Origin of the sequence: Bacillus cereus group sp. N11 (assembly GCF_016483605.1) — a bacterium.
Lineage (GTDB): Bacteria > Bacillota > Bacilli > Bacillales > Bacillaceae_G > Bacillus_A > Bacillus_A toyonensis.
Map to the genome: position 1 here is coordinate 22,060 of NZ_JAEHBN010000031.1, position 26,701 is coordinate 48,760.

Here is a 26,701-nt window from a genome sequence, read left to right on the forward strand (position 1 = left end):
CTTTTTGATATTTAAGTAAAGTATTAAAGTAGATTTATATAAAAATATGTAACACCACTATAAGAAGATAATGAGGAAATAGATATCTTTAAGTTTTAAGATTTTTCTAATAATTAATTTTACATTTTTTGTAATCATATATATATTATATATAGAGGAATTTTGGAATAAATCTAATGGGGAAGTTTCGTATCTATGTAGTATCAATAGTAGTCTTTAATTGCTAAATTCTATTCATTTATACGAGGTGAATCAAATGGGGAGAAAAGTTGATAGGAAGAAATCAAAAGAACAGTTTTTATATGAAAGAAAAAAACAGTTAGAAATAATGGAAAGTATCAGCAGCATCTGTAAAGGATGCGATATATATAATGAGTTAAAAAAGACGAAATCACATAAAGAAGTTGCTAATACATGTGCAAAGGATTGCAATTTAATAAACAGTTTACAAGAAGAGACAAAAATATTTTTAGAAACACTTCGCTAAAAAACAGAAAGGAGGAATATGTATGAATCAATCATATAGCAGTTTAAATCGAGACGAATCACTAACAAGAACTATAACTTTAGGTACTACTGCAAGAAGTATTGGGCCGCTGGTTAAACCTGAGGATGAAAATTTTGAAGTTAAGGAGATTTGGAATTATAAAGTACTGTCAAAGCAAGAGAGTTTAAATTTATTTCGAAGGTACAAACATGGTGAAAAGGATCTACGTGAATATTTATTCCATGTAAATATAGGCCTAGTACTATCTATTGCAAGAAAATATAAAAAGAAGCACCCACAAATAGAATTTGATGATTTGGTTCAAGAAGGTAATGAGGGAATGTTGCGAGCAATTGAGGATTTTGATCCTGATTTAGGTTATTGTTTTTCTACATACGCTTACTGTTGGATAAAAAAGAGTATGTTAGGGTTTATATGTAAAAAAAAATCTGGGCCTTTTAAAATCCCTAACTATGTGAATCAATTTAATGTGAAATATGTTGAAATCGAAGATAAATATTTACAAATGCACAACAGAATCCCTACAGTTGAAGAGGTAGTAAAAGAGTTAGATGTAACTAGAGAAAAGGTAGTTCGACACAACGTATATTATAATCGGGTTACTACTATGACTTTAGATATAGATACAATAAATGAAGATATAGGTATACTGAACTCATTCTGTAATGATAATTCAGCAATTCCCTCCACAAATGAGATGATAATGGAGGACTTGAATTACGAGATATGGATAATATTTGATGAAGTATTAAATCCGAAGCAAAAGATGGTACTAAATCTATGTTTTGGTCTACTAGATGGTAAAATTCATTTGCATAAAGAAATTGCAAAAGCACTTATGATTACAACTGAAAGGGTATCACAATTAAAAGATGAAGCGATTAATAGATTGAAGAAATGCGACTATAAAGATGAAATTTTTAATCTATTACATGAAAAGTTGAAAGTAATGGATGAACTTAATATGGCGTGAAATTATATATTCGTATTTATCAGAATATACAGTGTAACGAGCGTATTGTATTTTTTAATATCTATTTCACAAAATTTTGCCCCTCGAGTAACGTGAATTACAAAATTGTTATTTAATTTTGTAATAATACGAGACTATGAGGTTTTTTTGTATCTAAAAGGTGGAAACAAAGTGATGTATTAAGGGCATAACATGTAATATAACCTTAATACATGTAAAATAAAAAAGAAGGATAAATGGGTGCTACCTGTTTATCCTTCTTTTTATATATCATGCTTAAAAAAATAATATTATCTTTTTTTCCTTAGTTTTTCTAAAGAAATATCTCATGATTAATTATGAAGGATAAATAATTTAATTACTCTCATTTATGAGGTACCAATAGAAAGGAGGCCATTGTTGTTATATGCAAAATAATAGAAAAAGAAACGTAATTAAAGAAAGGATTAGACAAGAAAAAGAACGACGGGAACGATTACTAGCAGAGGAAGAAGAACAATATGGGGATTTCCATGAGGATCAAGTAAGTGAGCAATTTCAGCAAGAGCATTTAGAACAACCACTGAAACAAAGCGAAGAAAGTGTAAATTTATGTACACCTAAAAATGAGGTTTCAAATAATAATCCGGCTCTTGATTGGATTACAACAATTCAAAAACAGTCAGGCACTTCTGAAAGTGAATTTAAAATAGAAGAAGCACGTAGAAAAGCGAAAGAAAAAGCAAGGAAACAGGCAGAAGCAGAAGCACGACGGAAAGCAGAGGAAGACGCAAGGAAACAGGCAGAAGTGGAAGCACGACGGAAAGCAGAGGAAGACGCAAGGAAACAGGCAGAAGTGGAAGTGCGACGGAAAGCAGAGGAAGAAGCAAGGAAACTTGAAGAAGCGGAAGCTCGTAGAAATGCGTAAGAATAAGCAAGGAAACAGGCTGAAGCACGACGGAAAGAAGAAGAGAAAAAACTTGAAGAAGTAAGAAAAAGAAGATTAGAGGAAGAAAAGAGAATAGAAGAAGTACAAAAGAGACAAAAAATAGTTGTGGTTAAAAGAGAACCAGAAAGTGATGAAATTAATTTAAATAAGAAAAGAAATCTAGCAAATGAAACTAGATTTAAACAAGAAGAGGAAGTAGTAATCGATAAAAAAGGAATTTTAAATAATATGAAAAAATATAAGTACGCTATTATAGGAATCGCATCGATTGTTTTATTAATATTAGCAGGTTTTGCCTTTAGCAATTTGAAGAATTCACAGGCTGCATCTGCAAATAATGTAAATAGTTTAGAAGTTAACGCGAATCTAATAAATGGATTAAGGTTATCTGCAGTTCAAAAATATCAAGATGCTGCCTTGGAATTTGATAAAGTGGATTATAAAAAAATAGGAAAAGAAGATAAAAAGGCAGTTTTATTTACTTATCTTTTAAGCGGTAAAGCACAAAAGGCTATTGACTTAGAGCAAGATTTTGCAGAATCAGTAGTTTCATATTATATAGCTGTAGATAATTTGAAAAAAGTAAAAGAACTCAAAACAAAAAATCCACTAATTCATTTTGAAATTGCAGCATTAGATGACAGACATGAAGAAGTTATTAAATTAAAAGACCATATTCCACTAGATGGCAGAAGAGAAGGAATTATTGTTAATAGTTATTTGAAATTAAATAAATCTGAGGAAGCTAAAAAGTTTGCTCAAAAGGTTGGAAATAAAGATTTACTTGAAAAAATTAATAATTCTGCGCCTAATAGCTCTGCTACCTCTGTAGCAACTATTAGTGCAGGTTAAGTAATGGGGAGGAATTGATTGTGCCATTAGATTATTCGGAAATTTTTAAGAAAGTTTTACTTGCTACTACTGCTACTACCCTAAGTGTTGGGGTAGTTTCAGGCTGCTCGCTGTTTTCTTCGGAAAAAAAGAGCACCAAAACAGCATCAGTATCTAAAAAGAAAAAAGATACTGAAAAAGAAAAGAAGAAAGATGAAAGTAAGGATGAAACAACTGAGAATTTAAATACTAATGATTTTGATGAAATCATTGATAATGCAAAACGTAGCTCAGATCAAAATTTATCTAGAATCATTGAAAATAACAAAACCAAAAAGAAATTTGATGATTTAACGGATTCAATTGGGACCGCGGCTATAAATTCAGATAGAAATCTAGCATCAGTTATTGACAGTGATAAATCAAATAATCGTTTTTCAGATTTAAATACTTCAATAGCATCCGCAACAAACAATCCTTCTGTCTCGGATAATAAGGACAGTAAGAACTTTGTATTTGGTGGCGATCTAAATATCAATGATGGAGTTGCTAGTGCAAATAATTCAATACCCCCAATTAATAATGATAAAAAGCCACCAGCTTCTGGAGACTCTAGTGGCGGAGGAGATACAAAACCGCCAACAAGCGGCGATGGTAATAATGGCGGAGGAGATACAAAACCGCCAACAAGCGGCGATGGTAATAATGGCGGAGGAGATACAAAACCACCAACAGGCGGCGATGGTAATAATGGCGGAGGAGGTACAAAACCACCAACAGGCGGTGATGGTAACGATGGTGGTACAACAAAACCAGAGAAACCTGAAAAAGATACAGTGGCACCAGTAATTACAGCAAAACAAGGTGTGAAAGTATATGCCGGTGATGGTCTAAGTGCAGACGATTTAGTAGAAGTAAAAGATAATAAAGATCCAAATCCAGTAGTGACAGTAGGTGCGTATGATACAAGTAAGGCAGGGGAAATTCAAGTAACAGTAACAGCAACAGATGCATCAGGAAATAGCTTAAGTACAACAGTAACCGTTAACGTAGTAGAAAAAGAAGAGGAAAAAGATGCAGAAGCACCAATAATCACAGCGAAGCAAGGTGTGACAGTGCATGTAGGAGATAGTCTAAATGCAGGAGATTTAGTAGAAGTAAGTGATAATAAAGATCCAAATCCAGTTGTAACAGTGGGAGATTACGATACAAGTAAGGCGGGAGAAATTCAAGTAACAGTAACGGCAACAGATGCATCAGGAAATAGTTCAAGTACAACAGTAATCGTTAACGTAGTAGAAAAAGAAGAGGAAAAAGATACAGAAGCACCGGTAATTACAGCAAAACAAGGTGTAACTGTACATGTAGGAGATAGCTTAAATGCAGGAGATTTAGTAGAAGTAACAGATAATAAAGATCCAAACCCAGTAGTAACAGTAGGAGCGTATGATACAAGTAAGCCAGGTACAATATCAGTTCAAGTAACGGCAACTGATAATGGGGGTAACAGCTCAACTGCAACGGTAACCGTTAACGTAGTAGAAAAAGAAGAAGAGAAGGATACGGAAGCACCAGTAATAACAGTGAAACAAGGTGTAACCGTACATGTGGGAGATAAATTAAGTCCAGGAAGTTTAGTGAGTGTAACAGATAATAAAGATCCAAGTCCAGTAGTAATAGTAGGGACGTATGATACAAGTAAGCCAGGTACGATATCAGTTCAAGTAACAGCAACTGATAAGGCAGGTAACAGCTCAACGGCGAAAGTTAACGTGGTAGTTCTTGAGAAAGAAAAACCAGAACAAAAACCAGAACAGAAAACTGCAGGAACAATTTCTAAAGAGCAAGGTAATGGTTTACTTGTATCAAATTCTAATGGTGTAGCTAAATAAAATTTTAGCATAACGACAAAAAATTAAATGTACCCTATCGAATGGTTTATAGCGTAGAATTATCTTGTTATAAAATTAACGAATTTAATATTCAGAATATTGTTGTTTTTGTGGATGGAATTTGCTAAAATTAAGTATACCTTTTTAAATTTCAATTTTTTATATCTATAACTACTATAGCCCTTTCGGGGTTTCGATTTTCTAAGATAGTTTAAGTATTTTAACTTTACTTTCTCTGAAAATATAACTCTGAAAAGGGCCTTTTTGCGTTTTTTGGAGAACATTACATTGTGAAAGGATGAAGATTAAGAGATTGTTTTTATTGTTAGGCTTTTTAGCTATGATGTTTGTTTTTTATAACACCTTTATAAAAAACAAACATCAAACAAATGCTTTAACTCCAATCAAAGTAGAAGATTTGAAATATAAAATTCAATACGATTGTTTGTTTGAAGTTGAATTATCACAAAATGTGATTAATAACCTAGGAGGGCAATTCAAATTAATATTTGATGATATTGATAAGAACGGCCACTTAACCATTTTTCAAAATAAAAAAGAACTAGAAATGTTTTTAGGAAATCATGTAACTATTGCAGAATTAGCTGATGGATTTACATAAGACTATTTTAGTATAAATAAGAATTACAAAGTTACTTATGAAAGTAAACCAAGTCAATTTAATTATGAAAAACCAAGAACTGTTAAAAAAATAAAAAAAGGATTGTTTTTGGTAAAATAAAACGACTTAATTCTGGAATTTAAATATGTACCAGAAATAGATGGATTTCGAATTTCTGAGATTACATATTTAAAATAAAAAATTATTGGGAGGGAGTTATTATGTTATTACAAATTAGAACTGTTATTGCTGATGCATTAAGAATAGATGAAGAAGTGAATGGCTTTTTGAAGTATTGTGCTAATTACGGGAAAGTAGTTAAAGAAATAACACCAAGCGGGTTCATGGAACGTGAACAAGGCCAACCGCTTTTGGTTATGGTAATAGAATATGAAGAAAAAAATGACTGCGGTTATGAAAAAGACTAGGATTGATTCCCTGTCTTTTTTATTTTCTAAGAAGTGTGGATATATCGACTATGAAAATTATAAAAAAGTGGCCGTCTTTAATTAAAAAGAATATGAGAATTCTTGGTTAGAAATGAATAATTGAGAATTAGATGGGGCTGATTTAACGAATTCCCCGAAACAATTCTCCTTCCTCAAGCGTGTGAATGGTATAGCCTAACGATAGGTGGGAAATGAATTTCGGTTTGGCGTAGCCAAAAGGTTTTGCTTTTTATTTTGTCTCCAATATAATCAGTCTTATAAATTATAAAGGATGGTATATCAATGAAATTAGATAGTAATAACCATTCAGTATTCTCGTTGTATTATCACTTTGTGTTGGTCGTGAAATACAGAAGAGATGTGTTTGATGATATGTCAGACTATGCAAAAGATATGTTTGTTCGACTATTTGAAAGCTATAACATGACATTAGTTGAATGGAATCATGATGTAGACCATGTTCATATTTTGTTCCAGGCGCACCCTAATACAGAAATGACAAAATTTATTAATGCTTATAAAAGTGCAAGTTCTCGACTAATCAAGAGAGACTTTCCAAAATTAAGAAAGAAACTTTGGAAAGAGATGTTTTGGTCAAGAAGTTTTTGCTTGCTAACTACTTGTGGTTCGCCAATAGACGTAGTAAAAACATATATTGAAAATCAAAGTGAAAAGTGAGGTGAAATGATATGACAAAGCAGAATAAAGCATATAAATTCCGTTTGTATCCAACAGAAGACCAAGCACATCTTATGCGTAAAACTTTCGGTTGTGTACGTTTCGTGTATAACAGAATGTTAGCTGAACGGAAAGAAGCGTATGAAAAACATAAAGATGATAAGGATCAACTAAAGAAACAAAAGCTTCCCACTCCTGCAAAATACAAAGCAGAATTTGAGTGGTTAAAAGAAGTTGATTCATTAGCTTTGGCAAATGCTCAACTAAACTTGCAAACTGCCTATAAGAATTTCTTTAGTGGTCAAAATGACTTCCCAACATTCAAAAGCAAAAAAGACAGAAAGTCTTATACAACGAATGTAGTGAACGGAAATATTATGTTGCTTAACGGTCATATCAAATTGCCAAAACTGAAAATGGTACGTATCAAACAGCATCGAGGAATACCACAAGGCCATATAATCAAGTCATGTACGATTTCTATGACACCTACTGGTAAATACTATGTGTCCATTTTGACTGAATACGAAAAAGAGATCGTACAAAAAGAAGTAGAAACAGTTGTTGGATTAGACTTTGCGATGGATCAATTATACGTCAGTTCTGAGGATGAGAGAGCCAATTATCCTAAGTTCTATCGTGAAATGTTAGACCAATTAGCAAAGGCACAACGAGTATTATCAAGAAGAACAAAAGGTTCTATTCGTTGGAATAAACAACGTATCCGTGTAGCTACGTTACATGAAAAAGTAGCGAACCAACGTAAGAACTTCCTTCATCATAAGTCTAAAGAGTTAGCTACTCATTTTGATGTTGTAGCTATTGAAGATCTAAATATGAAAGGAATGTCACAAGCACTTCATTTTGGGAAAAGTGTCGCTGATAATGGTTGGGGTATGTTCACTTCTTTCTTAGCTTATAAACTAAATGAACAAGGAAAACAGCTTGTGAAAATAGACAAATGGTTTCCTTCCACAAAAGCATGTAGCAGTTGTGGAAATGTGAAAAATATGTCATTGTCTGAGCGAGTATATTCTTGTACATGCAGTGTAAATCTCGATAGAGATTATAACGCAGCTATCAATATCAAAAATGAAGCAATACGCCTATTGGCGTTAGCATAGATAGCAATAAAATAACCCTTGGAACAAGGGAGTTAGCTCGGCTGTCTTAGGACGAATTCGTTAGCTATCAAAAGTAACGACTAACCGAGAAGCCACCACTTCAAACAGTCCGTTAGGACGTTAAGTGGCGGGTAGTTCACAATCCAAAATATAAACTATGTCAATCAAGTTAAGATATTATAAATATCCCATAAAGAAAATTATTTTCATGATGATCCTTTTAGAGTAATTATCAATTTTTAAACTGATGTATATAGGAGATCACTCCATATACATCAGTTTAAAAACATAAAACACTTTATTTATCAAGTTAATTTAATTTGCATCCGCATAGGAGGGAATGGGGATTCTAAACACTTATTTGAATATTAATCACTTCAATCGTATTCCTTCGAATGCATTTATTACCAAGTCATGCACATAGGATTCATCCAACTTTTCACCTGTTACTAGCAAACGATAGAAAATTGGTCCGTAGATGAGATCGATGCTTAAGTCAACATCGAGGTTTTCTTTTAATTCGCCTCGTTTAATTCCCTTCTCCAGAAGTTGCTTTGCTTGCAGGCGACGTGGTTGGAAATAGCGAGCACGATATTCCTCTGCCAGTTTCGAATCAAATTGCCCTTCGCCAACTAACTCAGTAATAATAGTGCCTTCTCTACTTATTAAAAAACTGCCTAAACTTGTGGCGTGAGTTAAGATATCAGTCAATGCTGAACCTGTATCAGGTACAGGCAATCTGGCAGCAGCAGCAGAAAGAAAACCATCCATTACCACAGCAGCCTTATTTGGCCACCATTTATAAATCGTAGCTTTGCTAACTTTAGCACGGTCTGCAATTTTATCAACTGTGACTGCTTTAAAGCCACTTTCCAGTAATAACTCATAGGATGCAGAAAGGATAGCCTTTTGGGTTTCGATATTACGTGGTCGACCTCTTTTACCTTGCACATTAATCATTCCTTTCAAAAACCTAAACTATACGTTTAGTATACTTAATATGAACGGATAATAAAATAGCCTATTTACAAAACTGAACGTTTAGTATATATTTTAGGTAATTAGTAAACTGAACGTTTAGTTTATTAATTACCTAGCAACTTATAATGGTAAGGTCTTTAAACAGGTTTCCAAATCCACAAAGTGAATTACTAAAAAAAATTTAGAAAAGGGGAATAAAAAAGTGGGGTAATTGGATCTTTTGAAAGAAGAACGGAAAGTAGTTCAGGCTCAATTTAGAATAATGGTAGTGATGTAGTTCTTACCAAGGCGATTCAGTAATTTTGAAATAAAAGTATGGGAGGAAATAGATATGTCTAATTTTAAAAATAAAGCAATCAATAAGGAGATTTCATCGGGTTTAATCATTCTTCTAGCAACTGCATGTGGTATTATTGTGGCTAATCTTTATTATGCCCAGCCTTTAATTGGGGTAATTAGTCATGTAATTGGGCTTTCTAATAGTAGCGCTGGATTAATTGTAACACTAACTCAGATTGGATATGTTGTTGGCTTACTATTTCTTGTACCTTTAGGGGATATTGTTGAGAATAGAAAATTGATAATTATATTGTTAATTCTAAGTGCAGTTGCTCTAACTGCCACAGTTTTTGTAAAGAGCGCAATCTTGTTGTTAGTAGCTTCATTCTTTATCGGATTGGGGTCGGTTGCAGCGCAAGTGCTCGTACCTTTTGTATCATACCTTTCATCGGAAGATGCACGCGGTCGTGTAGTTGGTAATGTCATGAGTGGCCTGTTATTAGGTATTATGCTTGCGCGTCCGATATCTAGTCTAGTAGCTGATATCTGGGGATGGAATGCAATATTTGCTTTATCTGCTACTGTAATCATTGTTTTGGCGTTTGTATTATCGAAAGTACTCCCTACTAGGAAACCAACGGAAAAAACAAATTATACTACCTTACTTAGTTCAATGTGGCAACTACTACGAACTACTCCAATTTTACGCCGTCGCGCAATTTATCATTCTTGTGTATTTGGGGCTTTCAGCTTATTCTGGACCACTGTTCCATTATTATTGTCTAGTCCTGCTTTTCATTTTTCTCAGACTGCCATAGCATTATATGCACTTGTCGGAATTACAGGTGCAATAGCCGCTCCAATAGGTGGTCGTCTAGCTGATTTTGGCTGGACACGATCCGCCACTGGGATAGCTCTCACTGTTGTTATTATTTCTTTATTACTACCACTTATTATTCAAGGTAGTTCGCCCATCGGAATAGCTGTTTTAGTAATTGCTGCAATTCTGTTGGACATGGGAGTATCTGCAAACCTTGTGCTTAGTCAACGTTTAATTTTCTCATTGGATCCAGAAATTCGTAGTCGACTAAACGGGCTATTTATGGCTATTTTCTTTTTAGGAGGTGCTGTTGGTTCCTCTCTTGGAGGATGGGCATATGCCTTAGGTGGTTGGAGCCTAACATTATGGATAGGAATCGCTTTTCCGATCATAGCCCTTCTTTATTTTTCTACAGAGAAATAGTTTTATAATCGAATTTTAGCAGTCCGCATTCGTTTGAATGCTTATTCATTGGTATATCCCAGTTTTATAGATTAATGGCGGTTATTTTGAAATTTGTATCATTTCTATTTTTGTTTTCAGTTCTTTTAACTTTTGTCGCATTTTCCATTGTCTTGATGATCTATCATCCATTTTTAACATTCCTTATACAATTATTTAAGAATGAGTATAGCATATAAGGGCAGTCTGTATGAAAATGAACTATTTAAATATAAATTAAACAAAAACGTTAATTAAAAAAAGACCTCTTACGGAAAGATAAGAGGTCATCAAAAAATGTTGTATTTGAAACACGCGATGTTTCATAAAGATATTTTAACATAAATTTATATATTACGTATAATAAATATGAAAGTTTATGAAAAGAATAAAAGTGTATAAATCCGTATTTAAATGAAGAATCCCTAGACTTAGGGGGCTAGGGATTCTCGGTCTGGTATACTTCACACGATATTATAAAAAGAATAGAACGTACTGAAGATAACATATGAATGTTTCGTAAATGTATCAACAAAGTGAACAAAAGCGTAATTTGAATAAAAAATGACAGCTGAAATGTTAAGGCCGTATCAGCTGTCACTAAAATAGATATTGAGTTTTATTATTAGGTTTTTTAATTGGTATTTTTGCTCTTATTTCTAGAGGAAATTGTACCAAAGATTGCTCCAGACATTGCACCGATTAAAGTCATAAAGATCGCACTCCAGGCTGCAAATGACATAATTACACCTCCTAGTAATAAATTGTTGTAACTAAATAAAGTTATTGTTTCTTAGCCCTTTTAACAGAAATGATGATTGCAACAATTATTAAGAAAATAAGAGGAGCCCAAGAAAAGAAAGACATTTAGTACTCTCCCTTCAATATTAACTTTGTACATTCTTATAAAACAATTATCTCATGTTTATAAATCAAATATACAAAATATGTAATAGTGCATATCGAATTGTAGATTGAGAAGAAGTGACAATGATAATTGAATAAAAAATAGCTCTTACTACTAAGTAAGAGCTCCTTAAGCAGAGAAAAAGTCGTATGTGATTCTATATGAGAACCACAATAACGTTTTAACTCCCTGATATATAGTTGTTTATATGTATTGACTGTAGTAGAACTAAAAAAATGCTATTTTACTTGAAGGCTAACAACTATCATCACGAGATTAAGGGTTATTATTTACACAATGATTACATCGAATTAGTTAAGTAATTCTATATACGAACGACAGATAATACTATCATTGTTTTGTGTTTAAGTGAGTTCCCTGAAGTGTTTGCGGTATATGAAGGATTCACTGAAGCGCAGATCAAGAAGATATACAGAGGAAAATTACAATAAAAGAGCAGTTAGCAAAAGCTAACTGCTCGGCTGGTTCTCCAAAAGGGGGAAAGGAGAAAGGTTAGGGACTTCATTAAATGAGTTATGGCCATCGCCTATCTATATTATTGACGAAATATTAAGTTTTATTCTGGGGAACCCAAAAAAAGCACCTTTAAAAAGTGCTCTTTAAGGGAAAAGTGAGATACTGAAAAATAAATTAGGGTTTTTTGCTTCGAGATAATATATGACCATTTCATTATAATGTGACGATGAATCACAAAAGAGCAGCTAGCAAAAGCTAACTGCTCATCTCCAAGGGGGAAAGGAGAAAAATCTAATGTCATCTACATTGTTGACGGAATATTGAGTTTTATTCAGGGGATTGACTAATTATGTAGGTTACGTGAGAAGCCCTATTAACATCCAAGCTGCCCCGATTAGAATTAAATTTTCGAATGTAATCCAAAATATTCTCTTCTCTGGTTTTTGAAATTCTTTAATTACAGAAAATACGGCACTTATTCCTACAAGGGTGAAAAGAACAATGCGGATTGTATCAGTCATTTGCTTCACCACCTAATATTTGAATAGTTTAATTATATATTAATTACCATTTGTAGAAAGTTAATAAAATAATCCTTTTAATAGAAAGTGAGGACTAATAATAGGAATAGGATACAGAGGAATGCATTTTGAGAAGCTTATCAATCTAGCGAATGAAATGTATCAAAGAGGTGGAGTGACACTTATAAACAAGCACCCAACTCCTGTGAAGGTATTAAAAAGCTTAGGGGGTCGTGTACTAAATGATTTCTATGAAGCTAAAAGTACAGTAGATTATGACGGTGTGTATAAAGGGCGAGCTATTGCATTTGAAACAAAGTCTACAGAGAGCACAACACGATTTGATTTAAAGAATATTGCGTAGCACCAGTTGGACTACTTAGAGAAAGCAGAAAAGATGGGAGCGATTTGTTTCTTCCTAATTGAGTTTAGTAAGGATAGGTCAGTGTTTGCGGTACCCCTACTTAGAAAAAACAAATTATAAGAACAAATGTTAAGAATTTTTCGGAATATAATAAAAAGATACAAACCCCTTTTCATTTTTTTATATTATATATTGAAAAATAATAATGAAAGGGTGGTTAAAATACCTCCAATACCTCCAAAACCTCCAAAACCAAATAATAAAGAAGTACAAGTGAATAATTCTGCCAGTGATATAGCTAATTTTCCTAACATAACTCAAAGTGAGACAAGCCTAGCCCATTTTAAAGATTTCATTCTCTATGGATTTAATGATTCAAATGATGAATTTACGAGAAATAGTTTCTCTGGATTTGCTTTTTCAAAAGATTTAGGTAAGACCTGGACTGATGGCGGTTCAATACCGACAAATCCCGGGGGAGTCAACAACGGAGATCCTGTAATAGCTGTAGATAAAAAAGGAATATTTTATCATTTTAGCCAAGAAGACTCCTTCCTCAAGGAACGCGAAGTGAGTAGGTGGGAGATGAATTGGCTTCGGACAAGAGATGGCAGGAAGCCATCTTAATTGTTCGACATGCATAAACTGTTACTTCACTACCTACAGAATGTATGTTTGTTGTATGATAGACACATATCGAAATGGAGGTGAAACGAATGATGATCAATAAAGCATATAAATTTCGTATCTATCCAAATCAAGCACAAGCGATCCTAATCAAAAAAACGATTGGCTGCTCTCGTTTTGTATTCAATCACTTCCTATCTCTATGGGATAATGCATACAGAGAAACAGGAAAAGGTTTGACTTATGGTACATGCTCTGCCAAACTTCCTGCCATGAAGAAAGAGTTTGTTTGGCTCAAAGAAGTGGATAGTATTGCGATTCAGTCGTCTGTTCGCAACCTTGCGGATGCGTATACACGCTTTTTCAAAAAACAAACTAGTGCCTCCCGTTTCAAATCTAAGAAAAACAACGTACAATCTTACACCACAAAACAAACAAATGAAAACATTGCCATTGTAGGAAAAAAGATTAAGCTGCCGAAACTAGGTCTTGTTCGATTTGCCAAGAGTCGCGAAGTAAAGGGACGTATTGTAAATGCTACAGTTAGAAGGAACCCTTCCGGCAGATACTTTGTGTCATTGTTAGCTGAAACAGAAGTACAAGAACTTCCGAAAACACAATCTTACATTGGAATGGATGTGGGACTAAAAGATTTCGCCATTTTATCAGATGGAACAACCTATAAAAATCCGAAGTTTTTTCGGTCATTAGAAGAGAAGTTGGCGAAAGCACAGCGTGTTCTTTCTAGAAGAATGAAAGGATCTTCTCGCTGGAATAAACAACGAGTAAAAGTAGCTAGAATTCATGAATACATGACAAATGCTAGAAAAGATTACTTGGACAAAATCTCGACTGAAATCATCAAAAGCCACGATGTTATCGGTATAGAGGATTTGCAAGTATCGAATATGTTAAAGAATCATAAGTTAGCAAAAGCAATTAGTGAAGTATCTTGGTCACAGTTTCGAACCATGTTGGAATATAAAGCAAAATGGTATGGCAAACAAGTCATTGTCGTATCGAAAACATTTGCTTCCAGCCAATTATGTTCTTGTTGTGGATATCAAAATAAAGACGTTAAAAATCTAAACCTACGTAAATGGGACTGCCCTTCTTGTCTTACACACCATGATAGGGATATTAACGCAAGTATTAATCTAAAGAATGAAGCGATAAGGCTTCTAACCGCAAGGACTGTGGAGCTAGCCTAATAAATTAGAGTTCGATAGAACTCTTTACTTAGGAATCCCCCTCTTCTAAACGAAGTGAAAGTGGGGGTAGTTCAATATGGTCAGATTGGACAAGAAGTTGTCGGAGGCACTCAACAAGACGTAATTAGTGTATCAACTGGAATGATTAATCCGAACAAAACGATTACAATGAATCCGCCGCAAGTCGTCGGGAGAGGACAAAACCCTCAAAATGGTAACTTCTCTCAAGATAAAGAGTGGATTACAGAAGGAACTGATAGAACTAGACCAGGACAAGAGGCACTGTATATCGTTTGGAAAGATTTCACTACTAATCTAGGACGAATTCGTTTCTCAAAATATACAACCGGTGTTAATTTAAATCCTTTGATTACCGATATAGATATCATTTCTCCTCCAAGTGCTAATACATTTGTAGAAGGAGAATACGTGATAGTAGACAAGCAAGGGGTTATTTATGTATTTTATGCAGTAATACCAAACAACAATCTACTATTAAAGCAGGCCAATAGGACAATTCGAATGAGAAAATCAACTGACGGTGGACACACCTTTCCAGTGCATACGGACGTAGCAGTTTCTACAACACCTTTCGCTGCTGCAGCGAACAATGTTGTTCCATGTGAACCCGGGTTTAACCGTACAGTTATTTTTGTAGATGCTCAAAGGGATATCAGGAATAATGAATTTCCTCAAGCTTCCATTGGACCTGATGGCACTATTTATGCTGTATGGAATGGTGGTACAGTTAATGGGGATATTAATATCTTTTTGGCATTCAGCAGAAATCAAGGGGCAACTTGGTCACAACCAGTGAATATCACGCAGGGTCTGCCATTTGCATTTTTCCCTTCAGTAGCTGCCAATGCTAAAGGAGCGCATATTCAATATAATCGTTTTAATGATCCAGCGGGAGTTGGTGGAATTGGCAACGGAACATTCGGGATATTTAAGAAAACTTTCTCTGTTACTAGAGGTTTAAATCCAGAATCAGTAATAAGTAATCCATCTTCTCCAGTAACTATTACTAGACCACCTCAAGATCCTGGTGTTGGTCCTTGTTATATGGCTGACTATAATCAAGTCATTACAGGTCCTCGACAGTCTCTGCTTCATGCCTGGAGTGATAATCGTAATACGTTGAATGGGCTGAATAATCCAAATGTATTCTTTAGAAAAACCGAGTCAAAGCCATAACCTAGCAAATTCCTCTAATAAACCTCGTTCTAGTAATTCCTCAACCTAATCCCAATTATTTAATGAGCCATCACCAGCATTTTGGAAAAAACCACGCTAAGAGTTTTTAAATCATTTTAATCTTATTTTAAATAGTGTTGCATTAAATGTTCTTGGCGTTGTTAAAATTACTTGTTTTTATGTCGAAATGTGCTTAACGTGGTTTTTTCCGTTTTGCGGTCTGTATCCAAAAAAGAAAAGGCGCCCAGATAAGGGTGCCTTTTCTAATAGTTTTTTTAGCAGAAACAAGCAGCTCCAACGATGATTAATAATATAAACAATACAACTAATAAAGCAAATCCTCCAGCAAAGCCACAGCCTCCGCCGCAACTACCACCAAATCCCATAATAGTTCCTCCTTTAAATCGGAGGGTAAAACAAGGGTTCACTCATGTATTTTAACGGATTCAATTTACTGTATGTTTTTACGCATGAATTGAGCAGGTCCTTTTGAAAATAAAGAAAAGACACCCAAAGGTGCCTTCCTCCGACTTGAACCATCTTAATTTTAATAATATGTATTGGACTCGCATCCGAATATTATTTTACCACGTTTAGTAATGTTGGCCATTGTGAAAAAATAAAGGCACTCTTTCGAGTACCTTTTTACTATTCTACTTTTAACTTAATTTCTTCACCTGTCATACCGCCACTAGCTTTTAAGAAAGGTCCTGCAGCATCTTTTGGTATATCAAATACAATTTTACCTGTCTGTGTTAGACCAGGATTCAATTGTTTTAAGAAGAAGTCAGTTTTACCACCATTAGCTAAGTCAAAAGATGTTTGACCTTGTACTGAAGATGTGAATTCACGACCTTTGTTATCTACCAATTTAAAGCTGTTAGTATCAACAGTGATAGCGTCTTTTTGATTATTAGTAAGTATAACTTCTAAAATCTTAAAGACACCTTGTGCTTGTTCTTTTGAGTATTCATTACCCACAGAATCTACTGTTTCCATAGATCCGACAGAGATTTTCACATCAGAAGATACCCCTTCTTTTGATACCGCTTTAGTGTTTGTTGAAGTCTTTTCTGTTAAATCTCCGCCACCAGCGATCATAGCAATTATTCCGATTACAAATAAAGCTATAATGCCTAGGCATCCAAACTTAAATATTTTTCCCACGTATCTCTTATTCATAAAGAAAAGACACCCTAAGGTGCCTTTTCCAATAGTTTTTTAGCAGAAGCAACTGCATCCGATAATGATTAATAAAATAAATAATACAACTAATAAAGCAAATCCTCCAGCGAAACCGCAGCCTTCGCCGCAACTACCACCATATCCCATAACAATAGTGCCTCCTTTAGATCAGAGGGGAAAACTAGGGGTCATTTCATGTAATTTAATGGGTTCACATTACCTTATGTATTTAAGAATGAATTGAGCAAGTCTTCTTGAAAATAAAAAAAAGACGCTATAAAGCGTCCCCACAATTGGGTAAATAAGAAGTAAGGTTTCTAAGATAACTGAAAAAAATAGAACAGGTGGTTAGAGTTTATCACATTCTTTTGCTGAGTGATCATGCATTATTACATATCATAATAAATTCCTCTATTTCCCATTTGATAAAATGAATTACCAATATTAATAAGATTCAAATAAATATTTCTACAAATTCAAAATATTTACAAAATTTGAAAAAGTGGTATATTTAAGGTGCAAGTTATAAAAATATTTGAGGGGGAATTTTTATGTTCAAGAAATTAGTAGTTGGAACATTAGCAACTGGTATTATGCTATCTGGTGCAGGTGGAGCGATGGCTGCAACACCTAATACTGATAGTGCAAAGACAGACAAGATTACTATGGCAGCAGATAAGAAAAATATTAAATTAACAGGGTACCTATCAAGAAATTCTATACCGAGCACAACTGTACTATATGGAATCACGTGGTACTTGAAAGACGCATGGCAAGAAAGGGATGGTACATGGACAGGTTATTTTGAAGGATGGTATTAATTAATAAAATCTATTTATTATAAAAAGCCTCTTATAAAGGGGCTTTTTTATTTGTGTAAAATCATAAAGAAAAAACACCCTAAGATGCCTTCCTCTGACTTGAACCACTTTAATTTTAATAAAATGTATTGGACTCCCATCCAAATATTATTTTACAAGGTTAAAAGATATACGTCTTGGATATAATCACATTGTGTAAAGACTATAGGTCAGTGAAGGCTATGCGACAGACAAAGTATTGGCCAACTCTATGGAGTATAAACGAGAAAATTCTTAGTCTTCTCCTAGTCACCGAACGTAAAGCGCGTAGCTAATAAGAGCTAAAAAATTACATGATGCGGTGGCTTGGAGAAGGTTGAAAGTGCTCAGCCTTGAACTAATAGTGAATTTTTTATTTATTTTCTCACATCCTATTTAGGCTTTCTATTTCAAATGTATAATTAATTTATTCTAATAAAAGGATATTTATGACTCTTATCGAATAAATTAATTTGGAGGGGATTAGGAGATGGATAAATATATTTTTGATGAATTATTAAATTGGGAAAAAAAATTAATAGAAAAGTATAAAGCGATTGTAAAGGTGGAAAGAGAAAGAGAACTTGAATCCTTTACTCTGATGAAAAAAATTGAAATTCTAAAAAAAGTGAGTGAAAAGTTTGAAGGGGAAAGGAAAAAACTTTTCGTAAGAGCAGAAATCAATCCGCTTCAAGACAGAGAGAGACAATTAGACCAAGAAATTAAAAGTACAAAAGGGATTTATTATGAGAATAAGGAGGAAATCGAAATTACCCTTGAATACTTAAGAAAAGAAATTGATAATGATGATGAGAGTCAGCAACTTATTACGGATGATAAAGAGGTATTTTTAAAATGAAACTAGAAAGGCATCCCAAACGGGTGCTTTTTTTTGTTATATAGAAATTACACATTAAACTAGTGAACATTCTAATAAGACAAGCATATGATGAATTCGTGGGACGAGTTATCATATGAGGTGAAACTTGGAGCGCCATACTTATTTGTTTAAGGGTACCTAATGATGGGTACTCTTTTTATTTTGAACAAAATGGACATTTGGGTTAAATGAGTATATAAATAGGAAGAATCTAATTATTGGATGCATATTTTACTCTAAGAGGTACAAATTCGATGCGACGTGAAAAGGATTTGTTGAAACAATGGAAGACGGATTTGCAAGCTGTTCAAGAAGAGAAGAGGCTGAAGAAGAAGGCTAAGAAAAAGAATAAGAAATATAGCATTCCTGGTAATACAGCTGACTTCATGAATGGAAAGAATACTTATCGTAAAGAGAATGGGGTATGGAAGCAAAGAAATAAATGACGTGAGGATAAATAAGTTGATTAAGTGTATAGGAATTATTGTAGGCGCCACCGTGATTTGGGTGGCGTCTTGTTTGTTGTTAAGGAAAGCTAACAAAATAAACGAACACAACGAACGAAAATAAATGAATGTCCTGCTTAACTATCTAAAAGTTAGTTTGAAATGAAATGTATAAAACACTTATAACTTTTAGACAGTATCAAGTGGATGATTTTATGGAAGTGGTGGGACACGTACGAGTTAGTACAAGAGAACAAGACCTAGGATTGCAAAGTGAAAAACTAGAAACATAAGGTTGTACAAAAATATTTACTGAAAAGCAGAGTGGGGCGAAAAGTCATCGTTAAGAATTAAAGAAAGTGTTAGAATATTTGCGTTCAGGTGATAAATTGGTTGTGTACAAGGTAGATCGATTAGCACGTTCTACATTTGATTTGCAAAGAATTGTAAAAGAATTAAAGGAATGAGATATATAAGTTGTATTTATAAAGGATCAACTCGACTTTTCTACACCTTCTGGAAAGCTCGTGTTTACAATGCTAAGTGCTATTGCTGAATTTGAAAGAAACTGGATTAATGAAAGAACAACAGAGGGCCGAGGAAGAGCGTAGGCGCAAGGGAACAATATGGGGCGTGGTCAAGATGAAAAACACGTAAAACAGGCTATGAACTTATTTTTCAACAGATTAGTAAATAGTTTGGGTGTCAATGATACCTCAAAGATGACAGGTGTCCCACGCACTACTATTTATGCTAAGGCTAAAGAATTAAAGTAGCGAATCCACTTCTTTTTTATTTTATAAAGAGGCAACTCTGACACTTTATATCCTTTTAGGGTAATATAAAGAAAAAAGAAGATATATGAATGCTTGTATTGGGTTTTATGCTAATCGGTTTAGGTGTTTGCCTAACTATAATTGATGGAGTCAGAAAAGCAAAAGAAAATGATCGTGGAATTAAAGATTTTATAATTATAGTGCTGGTACGCATTGTAGATATAATTAGTGATTTATGGGGTTTTCGATTTCTCTTCATATTAATAGGGGTTATATGTATCGGATTTGGGGTGGCTATTTTAACAGTAGAATTGTATTAAGGGATAAGCGAAGAGCATCTAATTAGGATGTTTTTTTATTTTGCATAGAAAAAAGGAATCCCGAAAGATCCCTTTTTAAGCTGTCTTATAAATTTTATTTTTAATCCTATTTTTAGAATCCATAAATGCGGCGAATGTAGCTATAGCACCACCTAAATCATAGATTTGGAATTTGTGAGAAAAGGCTAATCCTGTAATGAAATTGTAGCTGTATATAAAACAAGTTATACTGAACAACCATAGCATGAACTTTAAATCATTTAAGCTCAATCTATAATTTTTGATTTTTTTCCACATATGTATCAACTCCTATTATTCTGAAATTCTATAGTTTTTCTTGTTGATATCTCGCATGTTTAGAATGAAAAATAGAAGGAAGATAACAGTTGCAATGCCATTAATCCAGTAGTATGTGCGCCCCATTGTGAATCCGTCATAGAAGGAATAGGCATTCCAAATGATAAGGAGTACTGAACAGATAGTAGAGATTAATAATGAACTAAAACTTCTCAAGATTGTCACCTCGATTCAAAATATTAGAGATTATTTATAATTTTACATACAGATGAACAGATTTGTAATAAAATGATTTAAAGGAATTACCGTTAGGTGTAGGAATATGTCTGGAGAGCCAACCTGCTGCTTTTTTATTTTTAATAGAAAAAAGGAATCCCGAAAGATCCCTTTTTCTAATTATGATATATCGTAATCGCATATAAGTAAAGACATTTAGTATTATATAACAATGAAATAATATAAACAATAAATATTTTAGGATTTACAATAAGGAGGAGTTATAACGATTGTCTTCTTAAAATATTGAAAATAGACGATTACACTTGTGAGGCATATCAGTACAACCTGTTATTTATTGCACCATGAGTATAGGCACGTTATAATAGTCCCTAATTACATATAAAGAGGTGCAGAAAATGAATAAAACAGAATTAATAAAAGTAGTAGCAGATAAAGCAGAACTTACACAAAAGGATGCTGCTACAGCGACACAAGCTGTATTAGACGCAATAACAAATACTCTTGCAAATGAAGAGAAAGTACAGATTCTTGGATTTGGTACATTTGAGGTACGTGAAAGATCTGCACGAACAGGGCGTAACCCGCAAACAGGTGAAGAAATGCAAATTGCTGCTTCTAAGGCGCCTGCATTTAAAGCTGGAAAAGAATTAAAAGAGGCAGTGAAATAATTATATATAGTGAAAAAGGATCTGATATTCATATCGGATCCTTTTTATTTGTAACATGGCAAGGTCCCTCTTAAAGATGAAAATTTGTATATCTTATTTACGTAATTTATGATATGGTTTCATATGTTAATAAATTACAATACTTTTAAAAAGAAGTATACATTATGATAGATGCTACTTCTCTATAGGAAAAGTCTCAAGGTTAAAAACGATTTTCGTAGATGAAATGATTGCGAAACAAAAAAGAAAGAGTTGGAAGAAAAGAAACAACAATCACGAAACAAAGGGGTAAATTACAATGAAGCGTAAGTTATTAGAAGTTGCACTGCCAGTAATGTTGATGAGTGGTGTAGGTTGTGCAAGTAAGGACATAGCGGAAGAGAAAAAAGAGGATAGTGTAAAAGTAGCAGACTATAAGGAAACAGAGAAGGAGAAGGAAAAAGATAAAGATAAAAGAACAAATAATGACTCTTCAGCAAGTGATAGCGAGTCTGGAACAACAAATAAGGACCCAATAGCTACTGTAATTAAAGACGTAGATAAAATACACGAAGAAAAAGACAAGTTAGAGAAACAAAAAGAAGCGGAAACAAAGAAGGAAGAAACAAGTAAAAAGGAAGTTCAGGTAGAGAAGAAAGAAGAAGTAAATAAAGAGAAAGACAAGGTGTCTGACGCTACGAAACCTAATAGTATGAAAGAGTATCAAGAAAAAGTAGAAATACAGGCTAATAAATTCATAGCTGCGGTAAAAGCTACGAAACCAATAGTTGAAAAAGATGAAACTCTACGAACAAATAAAGACGAATTAAAAGCACAGTTTAATATAGTGAAAGGAGAGGCAGAGAAGTTAGTAGGCCTTAAACCGCCTGAAAAGTACAGTTATTTTAAAATTGAATTTATAGATGCTAATAAGACATTTCTACGGGCATTAGGCGACTTGTTTGCAGCTCTAGACGAAGGAGATGTAGAAAAGGGCGACACGGCTTTAAATGGTGTATTATATGGTTTCGAGCAGTTTGGTATGACAATAAATGGCATAAGAGACATAGAAGAATAAAGTTTGTCTTAGATTGAATAATATATTTGTTCTTTCCTGTTGCAGAATCCTTATTATAAGGATTCTCTTTTTTATATTTCAAACCCAAAAACAAAAAAGATAAGATGGCGTACCATTTTCTTGGCACCTTATAAGTTAATTCTTTGTTTATCGTTACTATAAATTTCGATAGTGTAAGAGTCGCCTCCAATCCATTTGCTTACTTCTTTTGTTTTAAACGAATCAGTAATTTCTTTTTCTAATTTCTTCCCAAACTCTTTGGCACCTGGATCAGCGCTACTAATTTTTGTATTTATAGTCAGAATATACGGCTGTTCTACTTCAATATTCATTTGATGAATCTCAGACCCCTTATACTCATTTTTAGTAAATATATTTTCCGAAATAGAACCAGTAACTTTATTCCATATTTTCTCTTTTTCCACAACCTTCATATCCCGTTCCTTTATATTGATTGTGTACGGCTTAATCCCTTGATTTTTTAATCGATTACTAATTTCTTTTTTTACTTTAGATGAATCTTCAGTATCAGCAATTTCTATATCTAACCTTCTTGTATTTTCGTCCCATATAGCAGCACTAATAAAGGATTTTTTATTTACAGTATTATTAACTACATCCATGACTTTTGAACCCTCACTCTTGGATTCCTCTGTATTACTCTGACAGGAACACAGTAAAACAAGTGATAATACAGAAACACATAAAATTTTTCCCTTTCCCATTTAATTACCTCCTTAAGTATTCCTAACTTTGTAATATTCATCATTCATTTTACAGTAATTATATTTTTATATAAAATATTCTTTCTATTTATAAAATCAATATTTGCAGCTGTGCATTTTGATTGGTTCTTCTTCCATTATTTTGTAAACGGATGCCTATTTGCTAGGAGTTATGAAAAGACAGGAGATATAATAGTGCCAATAGTAGCGCATATATCATTTAATTCATTTTTGTTTCTAGCGATAAGTTTATAGTTCACATTTACACATGTGTAAATGTGAACTTGTACAAATGTCCACGTGTCCACATGTGCAAATACAGTAGATATTTGTTGAAGAGGGCTATCGTATAGGGGTAAAGCCGATTCTTGAAACACTGGTAATTTCATATATTGATATACACCAAACATCTTAAACTGTGTCCAAAATGCATAAGGGTATAAAAAATGTATAAAACTGAAATGATGGTGAGCATTCTAATTATAAAGGAGTGTTCATTATGATAAATGACGAGTTAAACTGGCAGAAAATATTAAAAATAGGAGCTAGTTCTTTGGGTTCTTCAATAGGTACAGCAATAATAAGCGAAATGTTTCCATCAGAAGATAGTGCTCAAGAAGCGGTGAAACAAGCAGTAGAAGAAATTTGTGATAGGGTTAAAAAAATAATTGACCAAGCCTTTTTAGATCACTATGTAGCTAATTGTGACAGTATTGCGAGACGTCTTCAGGGCTATCCAGAGAGCGGTGATGTAAATATTTTACACGGCATATATGACGATGGTTCAGATTTAGTATCAGATTTAGTACGTTTTGAAACGTTTGAAGGTATAACAGCCCTTGTTTACATTTGTACTTTGCATCTAACTGACATAAAAGCTCTTAGTGAAATTGACTCTGGGTATAAAGCTACTTTAAGTCGTTGTGGGGATGAGTATGCTGCTTTATGTGAACCACGTGGTGACAAATTAGTTTACTTTACAAATGTAAGTGTAGGTGATGCAATGTATGCTAATAGTGGCCTCTACGATATGATTACAGCTCCTACTTCTTCTAATTCTTATCCTACACTCAAATACAGGTTTAATTTTGTAGATGAATGGGATGAAAATTTAGACACAAAGGTTCATATATATGATTCTGATCCTATATCACTAACAGATCCACTATGGTACACAGAATCTCCAGGTATCCCACGTTATAGATTAACCGAAGCTGGTAGAAATTCTACATCTATTCAAAGGCTCTATTTGAGTGCTAAAAATGAGATAATCTCACAGAGAGATACTTTCTTAAATGACAGACTAGAAATTACAAATAATATGCGTGAAAATATTCGCAAGGCATGTGATGAGTGGCGAAATCTTTAAATTCATAAGTGAAACGAGAAGTGAATTCCGACATTTCTATGCTCCTTAACACACATTTAGGCATCTATTAAAATGAATGCCTAAATGTGTGTATCATTTTCCTTTCATCGTTTAAATTGGAAGGATGTTTAGTTATGGCGAGTTACTCTTTGAATCGTTTTCATACATCATCAATACTTCTTTTTCTTCTGGTGTTAAATCTTCTAATTCCTTAGCAACTCCAATTATTTAAAAATAAAAGTCAGACTATGACCTGTTTTTACACATATCTCGGCTGTATCCCTATAGTAGTATGTTAGCCTTTATTTGTTAATTTCTCCTCGACGACTTATCGATAATATCATCAAAAACTTCCGTGCATCTTATAAAGGGTATTAATATTAATTTGTTTTTGGCAGAGGTTTTGATAATTATAAATTCAACTTTTCTATTTTTGGGACGTTTCATTTACAGAAGATAGATAATAACATAATTTTCTCAATAAGGAATTTTTTGCTTTTAATGTAATTTTTTCGCAATTAATGGTATATCTGTATTAAGGGGACCTTTTCGGTTGATTAGGGAGAAAGATTATAAAAATGATATGGGAGGAACAAAAAATGTCATTGAAAAAGAAATTAGGTGTTGGAGTGGTTTGAGCCGCTCTTGGCTTATCTTTAATTGGTGGGGGAACATATGCATATTTTAGCGATCAAGTGGTGACAAATAATGCATTTGCTGCAGGTACATTGGATTTAGCTATGCAACCAACTACTTCACTTAACTTAGAAAATTTAAAACCTGGGGACAAAATATTAAAGAAATTCAATTTAAAAAATAGTGGTACATTAGATATTAAAGATATCATGATGAAAATAGACTATACTGTAAACGATTTAAAACAAAATAACACTACAGAAGATTTCGGTAAACATATTAAAGTACAATTTCTTTTGGATTGGGATCCTGCGAAAAGCCCTGTATACGAGACAACTCTTGCAGAACTAAAATCACAAAGCCCAGAGATTGCCTCCAAAAAAGTATTTCATTCTAAGTGGACTGAAACAGGGGGATTAAAACCTGGGAAAATGGATTGGTTTTGGATAAGGTTTGTATTTGAAGATAACGGCACAGATCAGAACGTGTTCCAAGGGGATAGTATTGCGCTAAAAATGGAGTTCCAAGCCAATCAAACAGATGGACAAGAAAGATAAAATTAAGAGCATATTACTGGTAAAAAGTAAAACTGAGCTTATGCCTTTTAATTATTTAAAAAATTGTAGGTTATTTAAAATAAAACACAAAAAGAACTTGTAGGAATCCCTACAAGTTCTTTTTTAGATAATGCAAAAAAGGTGAAACAAACTATCTCATAATTTGAATCGGAGCAAACACTCTAACTACGGGTTGCCTTCATTATATACCAAATCTTAAAATGTGAAGTTATAATATTTGAAAATTATGTGAATTCATAGAGAGAAAATAAAACCCTGATTATAATTCCTAAAAATATCCAAAGGTTTTGCGATTAGACTATTAAAAAGAGTCCTATTTAAGATATTTCTATAATGAAAAAAGACACCTGTGAAGGTGTTTTTTCATCTCTTCTTATTAATCCTAGGCAGAATAATATTTATAACAATAATAGGTAATAGGTACTCTTAGGTTAATGGCAATATGATAATCCCCATCAATGAACAAAACAATTTAACATGGTAAAATAATATTTGGATGGGAGTCCAATACATATTATTAAAATTAAAGTGGTTCAAGTCGGAGGAAGGCACCTTTGGGTGTCTTTTTTTTGTACATAAAAAAGCTTCACCATCTTATAGAAACAGTAAGTCCCTGAAAATAAACAACAATTGCAAATATATTAATTTTACATTAGATTAAAGATTAGCGAATATTCGTATACTAATAAACTGCTAAATAGTAGGTGAAAAAATGGAATTTTACGATTTGGGTATTACCATTAAAGAAATTAGAATTAAAAAAAACATATCACAATCCGAATTATGTCATGGAATATGTTCACAAAGTCAAATTAGCAAAATAGAAAAAGGTATGATTTATCCATCTAGCATATT

The 26,701-nt window shown here is 33.4% G+C and carries 26 protein-coding genes and 10 pseudogenes; 26 read left to right on the forward strand and 10 right to left on the reverse strand.

The window, feature by feature from the left end; genetic code table 11:
• The first annotated feature begins 256 nt into the window (after window positions 1–256).
• From JDS98_RS28600 to JDS98_RS28635, 8 genes and pseudogenes are all read left to right on the forward strand, one after another.
• A complete protein-coding gene (locus tag JDS98_RS28600) occupies window positions 257–487 on the forward strand; it encodes a hypothetical protein (protein WP_098157561.1) in 231 nt (76 codons plus the stop codon).
• Between the two features lie 22 nt (window positions 488–509).
• Complete coding sequence (locus JDS98_RS28605) at window positions 510–1,481, forward strand: sigma-70 family RNA polymerase sigma factor (protein WP_098911864.1); 972 nt, start codon at window positions 510–512, stop codon at window positions 1,479–1,481.
• A 406-nt stretch (window positions 1,482–1,887) separates the two neighbouring features.
• Window positions 1,888–3,261: pseudogene (locus JDS98_RS28610) on the forward strand (cell envelope integrity protein TolA).
• Window positions 3,262–3,281: 20 nt separating this feature from the next.
• Window positions 3,282–5,132, forward strand: coding sequence for an adhesin (locus JDS98_RS28615; protein WP_199634584.1), 1,851 nt, complete (start codon window positions 3,282–3,284; stop codon window positions 5,130–5,132).
• A 298-nt stretch (window positions 5,133–5,430) separates the two neighbouring features.
• Window positions 5,431–5,952: pseudogene (locus JDS98_RS30650) on the forward strand (peptide ABC transporter ATP-binding protein).
• Between the two features lie 23 nt (window positions 5,953–5,975).
• Window positions 5,976–6,182, forward strand: coding sequence for a hypothetical protein (locus JDS98_RS28625; protein WP_061530031.1), 207 nt, complete (start codon window positions 5,976–5,978; stop codon window positions 6,180–6,182).
• A 303-nt stretch (window positions 6,183–6,485) separates the two neighbouring features.
• Window positions 6,486–6,881, forward strand: a complete 396-nt coding sequence (tnpA, locus tag JDS98_RS28630) for an IS200/IS605 family transposase (protein ID WP_199634585.1) — start codon at window positions 6,486–6,488, stop codon at window positions 6,879–6,881.
• An 11-nt stretch (window positions 6,882–6,892) separates the two neighbouring features.
• Window positions 6,893–8,005 carry an RNA-guided endonuclease TnpB family protein gene (locus JDS98_RS28635; RefSeq protein ID WP_199634586.1) on the forward strand — a complete coding sequence of 371 codons (1,113 nt, stop codon included), beginning with the start codon at window positions 6,893–6,895 and terminating at the stop codon, window positions 8,003–8,005.
• A 372-nt stretch (window positions 8,006–8,377) separates the two neighbouring features.
• Here the strand turns inward: JDS98_RS28635 and JDS98_RS28640 are convergent, their stop codons facing one another.
• Complete coding sequence (locus JDS98_RS28640; RefSeq protein ID WP_106081045.1) at window positions 8,378–8,965, reverse strand: TetR/AcrR family transcriptional regulator; 588 nt, start codon at window positions 8,963–8,965, stop codon at window positions 8,378–8,380.
• A 352-nt stretch (window positions 8,966–9,317) separates the two neighbouring features.
• On the opposite strand from JDS98_RS28640, the gene JDS98_RS28645 reads away from it, so the two are divergent.
• A complete protein-coding gene (locus tag JDS98_RS28645; protein WP_199634587.1) occupies window positions 9,318–10,508 on the forward strand; it encodes an MFS transporter in 1,191 nt (396 codons plus the stop codon).
• A 91-nt stretch (window positions 10,509–10,599) separates the two neighbouring features.
• Here the strand turns inward: JDS98_RS28645 and JDS98_RS30910 are convergent.
• Together JDS98_RS30910 and JDS98_RS30655 are read right to left on the reverse strand one after the other, a co-directional pair.
• Window positions 10,600–10,679 (reverse strand): annotated as a pseudogene (locus JDS98_RS30910) (CDI toxin immunity protein); the annotation flags it as partial.
• A 481-nt stretch (window positions 10,680–11,160) separates the two neighbouring features.
• A pseudogene (locus JDS98_RS30655) lies at window positions 11,161–11,350 on the reverse strand (hypothetical protein).
• A gap of 319 nt (window positions 11,351–11,669) precedes the next feature.
• Between JDS98_RS30655 and JDS98_RS30825 the strand changes: the two are divergent.
• Window positions 11,670–11,885, forward strand: a pseudogene (locus JDS98_RS30825) (hypothetical protein).
• A gap of 381 nt (window positions 11,886–12,266) precedes the next feature.
• Here JDS98_RS30825 and JDS98_RS28650 read toward each other — a convergent pair.
• Window positions 12,267–12,431 carry a hypothetical protein gene (locus JDS98_RS28650; RefSeq protein WP_098712072.1) on the reverse strand — a complete coding sequence of 55 codons (165 nt, stop codon included), beginning with the start codon at window positions 12,429–12,431 and terminating at the stop codon, window positions 12,267–12,269.
• Window positions 12,432–12,531: 100 nt separating this feature from the next.
• Here JDS98_RS28650 and JDS98_RS28655 point away from each other — a divergent pair.
• The 4 genes and pseudogenes from JDS98_RS28655 to JDS98_RS28670 all read left to right on the forward strand — a co-directional run.
• Window positions 12,532–12,894, forward strand: a pseudogene (locus JDS98_RS28655) (Holliday junction resolvase RecU); the annotation flags it as partial.
• Between the two features lie 132 nt (window positions 12,895–13,026).
• Window positions 13,027–13,365: pseudogene (locus JDS98_RS30660) on the forward strand (exo-alpha-sialidase); the annotation flags it as partial.
• Between the two features lie 146 nt (window positions 13,366–13,511).
• Window positions 13,512–14,633 (forward strand): IS200/IS605 family element RNA-guided endonuclease TnpB, encoded by a 1,122-nt coding sequence (gene tnpB, locus JDS98_RS28665; protein WP_199634588.1) that lies wholly within the window; start codon window positions 13,512–13,514, stop codon window positions 14,631–14,633.
• A gap of 60 nt (window positions 14,634–14,693) precedes the next feature.
• The gene (locus JDS98_RS28670; protein WP_242481000.1) at window positions 14,694–15,830 is read left to right on the forward strand and encodes a sialidase family protein; all 1,137 of its coding nucleotides are present in this window, start codon (window positions 14,694–14,696) and stop codon (window positions 15,828–15,830) included.
• Window positions 15,831–16,105: 275 nt separating this feature from the next.
• Here JDS98_RS28670 and JDS98_RS28675 read toward each other — a convergent pair whose 3' ends face one another.
• The 3 genes from JDS98_RS28675 to JDS98_RS28685 all read right to left on the reverse strand — a co-directional run bounded on the left by JDS98_RS28675 (window position 16,106) and on the right by JDS98_RS28685 (window position 17,162).
• Window positions 16,106–16,216, reverse strand: a complete 111-nt coding sequence (locus JDS98_RS28675) for a YjcZ family sporulation protein (RefSeq protein ID WP_000505679.1) — start codon at window positions 16,214–16,216, stop codon at window positions 16,106–16,108.
• A gap of 262 nt (window positions 16,217–16,478) precedes the next feature.
• Window positions 16,479–16,997: a DUF4352 domain-containing protein gene (locus tag JDS98_RS28680; protein ID WP_098711922.1), complete on the reverse strand. Its 519-nt coding sequence runs from the start codon at window positions 16,995–16,997 to the stop codon at window positions 16,479–16,481.
• Between the two features lie 54 nt (window positions 16,998–17,051).
• The gene (locus tag JDS98_RS28685) at window positions 17,052–17,162 is read right to left on the reverse strand and encodes a YjcZ family sporulation protein (RefSeq protein ID WP_000540371.1); all 111 of its coding nucleotides are present in this window, start codon (window positions 17,160–17,162) and stop codon (window positions 17,052–17,054) included.
• Window positions 17,163–17,566: 404 nt separating this feature from the next.
• On the opposite strand from JDS98_RS28685, the gene JDS98_RS28690 reads away from it, so the two are divergent.
• The 6 genes and pseudogenes from JDS98_RS28690 to JDS98_RS28710 all read left to right on the forward strand — a co-directional run bounded on the left by JDS98_RS28690 (window position 17,567) and on the right by JDS98_RS28710 (window position 20,276).
• The gene (locus tag JDS98_RS28690) at window positions 17,567–17,836 is read left to right on the forward strand and encodes a lysine 2,3-aminomutase (protein ID WP_098157533.1); all 270 of its coding nucleotides are present in this window, start codon (window positions 17,567–17,569) and stop codon (window positions 17,834–17,836) included.
• 508 nt (window positions 17,837–18,344) lie between these two features.
• The gene (locus JDS98_RS28695) at window positions 18,345–18,713 is read left to right on the forward strand and encodes a hypothetical protein (protein ID WP_098145912.1); all 369 of its coding nucleotides are present in this window, start codon (window positions 18,345–18,347) and stop codon (window positions 18,711–18,713) included.
• A gap of 275 nt (window positions 18,714–18,988) precedes the next feature.
• Window positions 18,989–19,180 carry a hypothetical protein gene (locus JDS98_RS28700; RefSeq protein ID WP_098145910.1) on the forward strand — a complete coding sequence of 64 codons (192 nt, stop codon included), beginning with the start codon at window positions 18,989–18,991 and terminating at the stop codon, window positions 19,178–19,180.
• Between the two features lie 359 nt (window positions 19,181–19,539).
• A pseudogene (locus tag JDS98_RS30830) lies at window positions 19,540–19,791 on the forward strand (recombinase family protein).
• A 15-nt stretch (window positions 19,792–19,806) separates the two neighbouring features.
• The gene (locus JDS98_RS30835) at window positions 19,807–19,956 is read left to right on the forward strand and encodes a hypothetical protein (protein ID WP_371399373.1); all 150 of its coding nucleotides are present in this window, start codon (window positions 19,807–19,809) and stop codon (window positions 19,954–19,956) included.
• Between the two features lie 89 nt (window positions 19,957–20,045).
• Window positions 20,046–20,276: a hypothetical protein gene (locus JDS98_RS28710; RefSeq protein ID WP_098711929.1), complete on the forward strand. Its 231-nt coding sequence runs from the start codon at window positions 20,046–20,048 to the stop codon at window positions 20,274–20,276.
• 75 nt (window positions 20,277–20,351) lie between these two features.
• On the opposite strand, the gene JDS98_RS28715 is transcribed toward JDS98_RS28710, so the two are convergent.
• A complete protein-coding gene (locus JDS98_RS28715; RefSeq protein WP_098711930.1) occupies window positions 20,352–20,573 on the reverse strand; it encodes a hypothetical protein in 222 nt (73 codons plus the stop codon).
• Window positions 20,574–20,588: 15 nt separating this feature from the next.
• The gene (locus JDS98_RS30420) at window positions 20,589–20,789 is read right to left on the reverse strand and encodes a hypothetical protein (protein WP_098158569.1); all 201 of its coding nucleotides are present in this window, start codon (window positions 20,787–20,789) and stop codon (window positions 20,589–20,591) included.
• A gap of 419 nt (window positions 20,790–21,208) precedes the next feature.
• Between JDS98_RS30420 and JDS98_RS28720 the strand changes: the two genes are divergently transcribed.
• Window positions 21,209–21,481, forward strand: coding sequence for an HU family DNA-binding protein (locus JDS98_RS28720; RefSeq protein ID WP_001043917.1), 273 nt, complete (start codon window positions 21,209–21,211; stop codon window positions 21,479–21,481).
• A 298-nt stretch (window positions 21,482–21,779) separates the two neighbouring features.
• Window positions 21,780–22,538 carry a hypothetical protein gene (locus tag JDS98_RS28725; protein ID WP_199634589.1) on the forward strand — a complete coding sequence of 253 codons (759 nt, stop codon included), beginning with the start codon at window positions 21,780–21,782 and terminating at the stop codon, window positions 22,536–22,538.
• A gap of 128 nt (window positions 22,539–22,666) precedes the next feature.
• Here the strand turns inward: JDS98_RS28725 and JDS98_RS28730 are convergent, their stop codons facing one another.
• Window positions 22,667–23,263: a DUF4030 domain-containing protein gene (locus JDS98_RS28730; protein ID WP_098911848.1), complete on the reverse strand. Its 597-nt coding sequence runs from the start codon at window positions 23,261–23,263 to the stop codon at window positions 22,667–22,669.
• Window positions 23,264–23,347: 84 nt separating this feature from the next.
• Between JDS98_RS28730 and JDS98_RS28735 the strand changes: the two are divergent.
• The 4 genes and pseudogenes from JDS98_RS28735 to JDS98_RS28750 form a co-directional block, all read left to right on the forward strand.
• Window positions 23,348–23,518: pseudogene (locus JDS98_RS28735) on the forward strand (CPBP family glutamic-type intramembrane protease); the annotation flags it as partial.
• Between the two features lie 244 nt (window positions 23,519–23,762).
• Complete coding sequence (locus JDS98_RS28740) at window positions 23,763–24,632, forward strand: hypothetical protein (protein WP_098911847.1); 870 nt, start codon at window positions 23,763–23,765, stop codon at window positions 24,630–24,632.
• Window positions 24,633–25,231: 599 nt separating this feature from the next.
• Window positions 25,232–25,825: pseudogene (locus tag JDS98_RS28745) on the forward strand (TasA family protein).
• 733 nt (window positions 25,826–26,558) lie between these two features.
• On the forward strand, window positions 26,559–26,701 hold a 143-nt coding region (locus tag JDS98_RS28750; RefSeq protein ID WP_141506657.1), incomplete at its 3' end, for a helix-turn-helix domain-containing protein.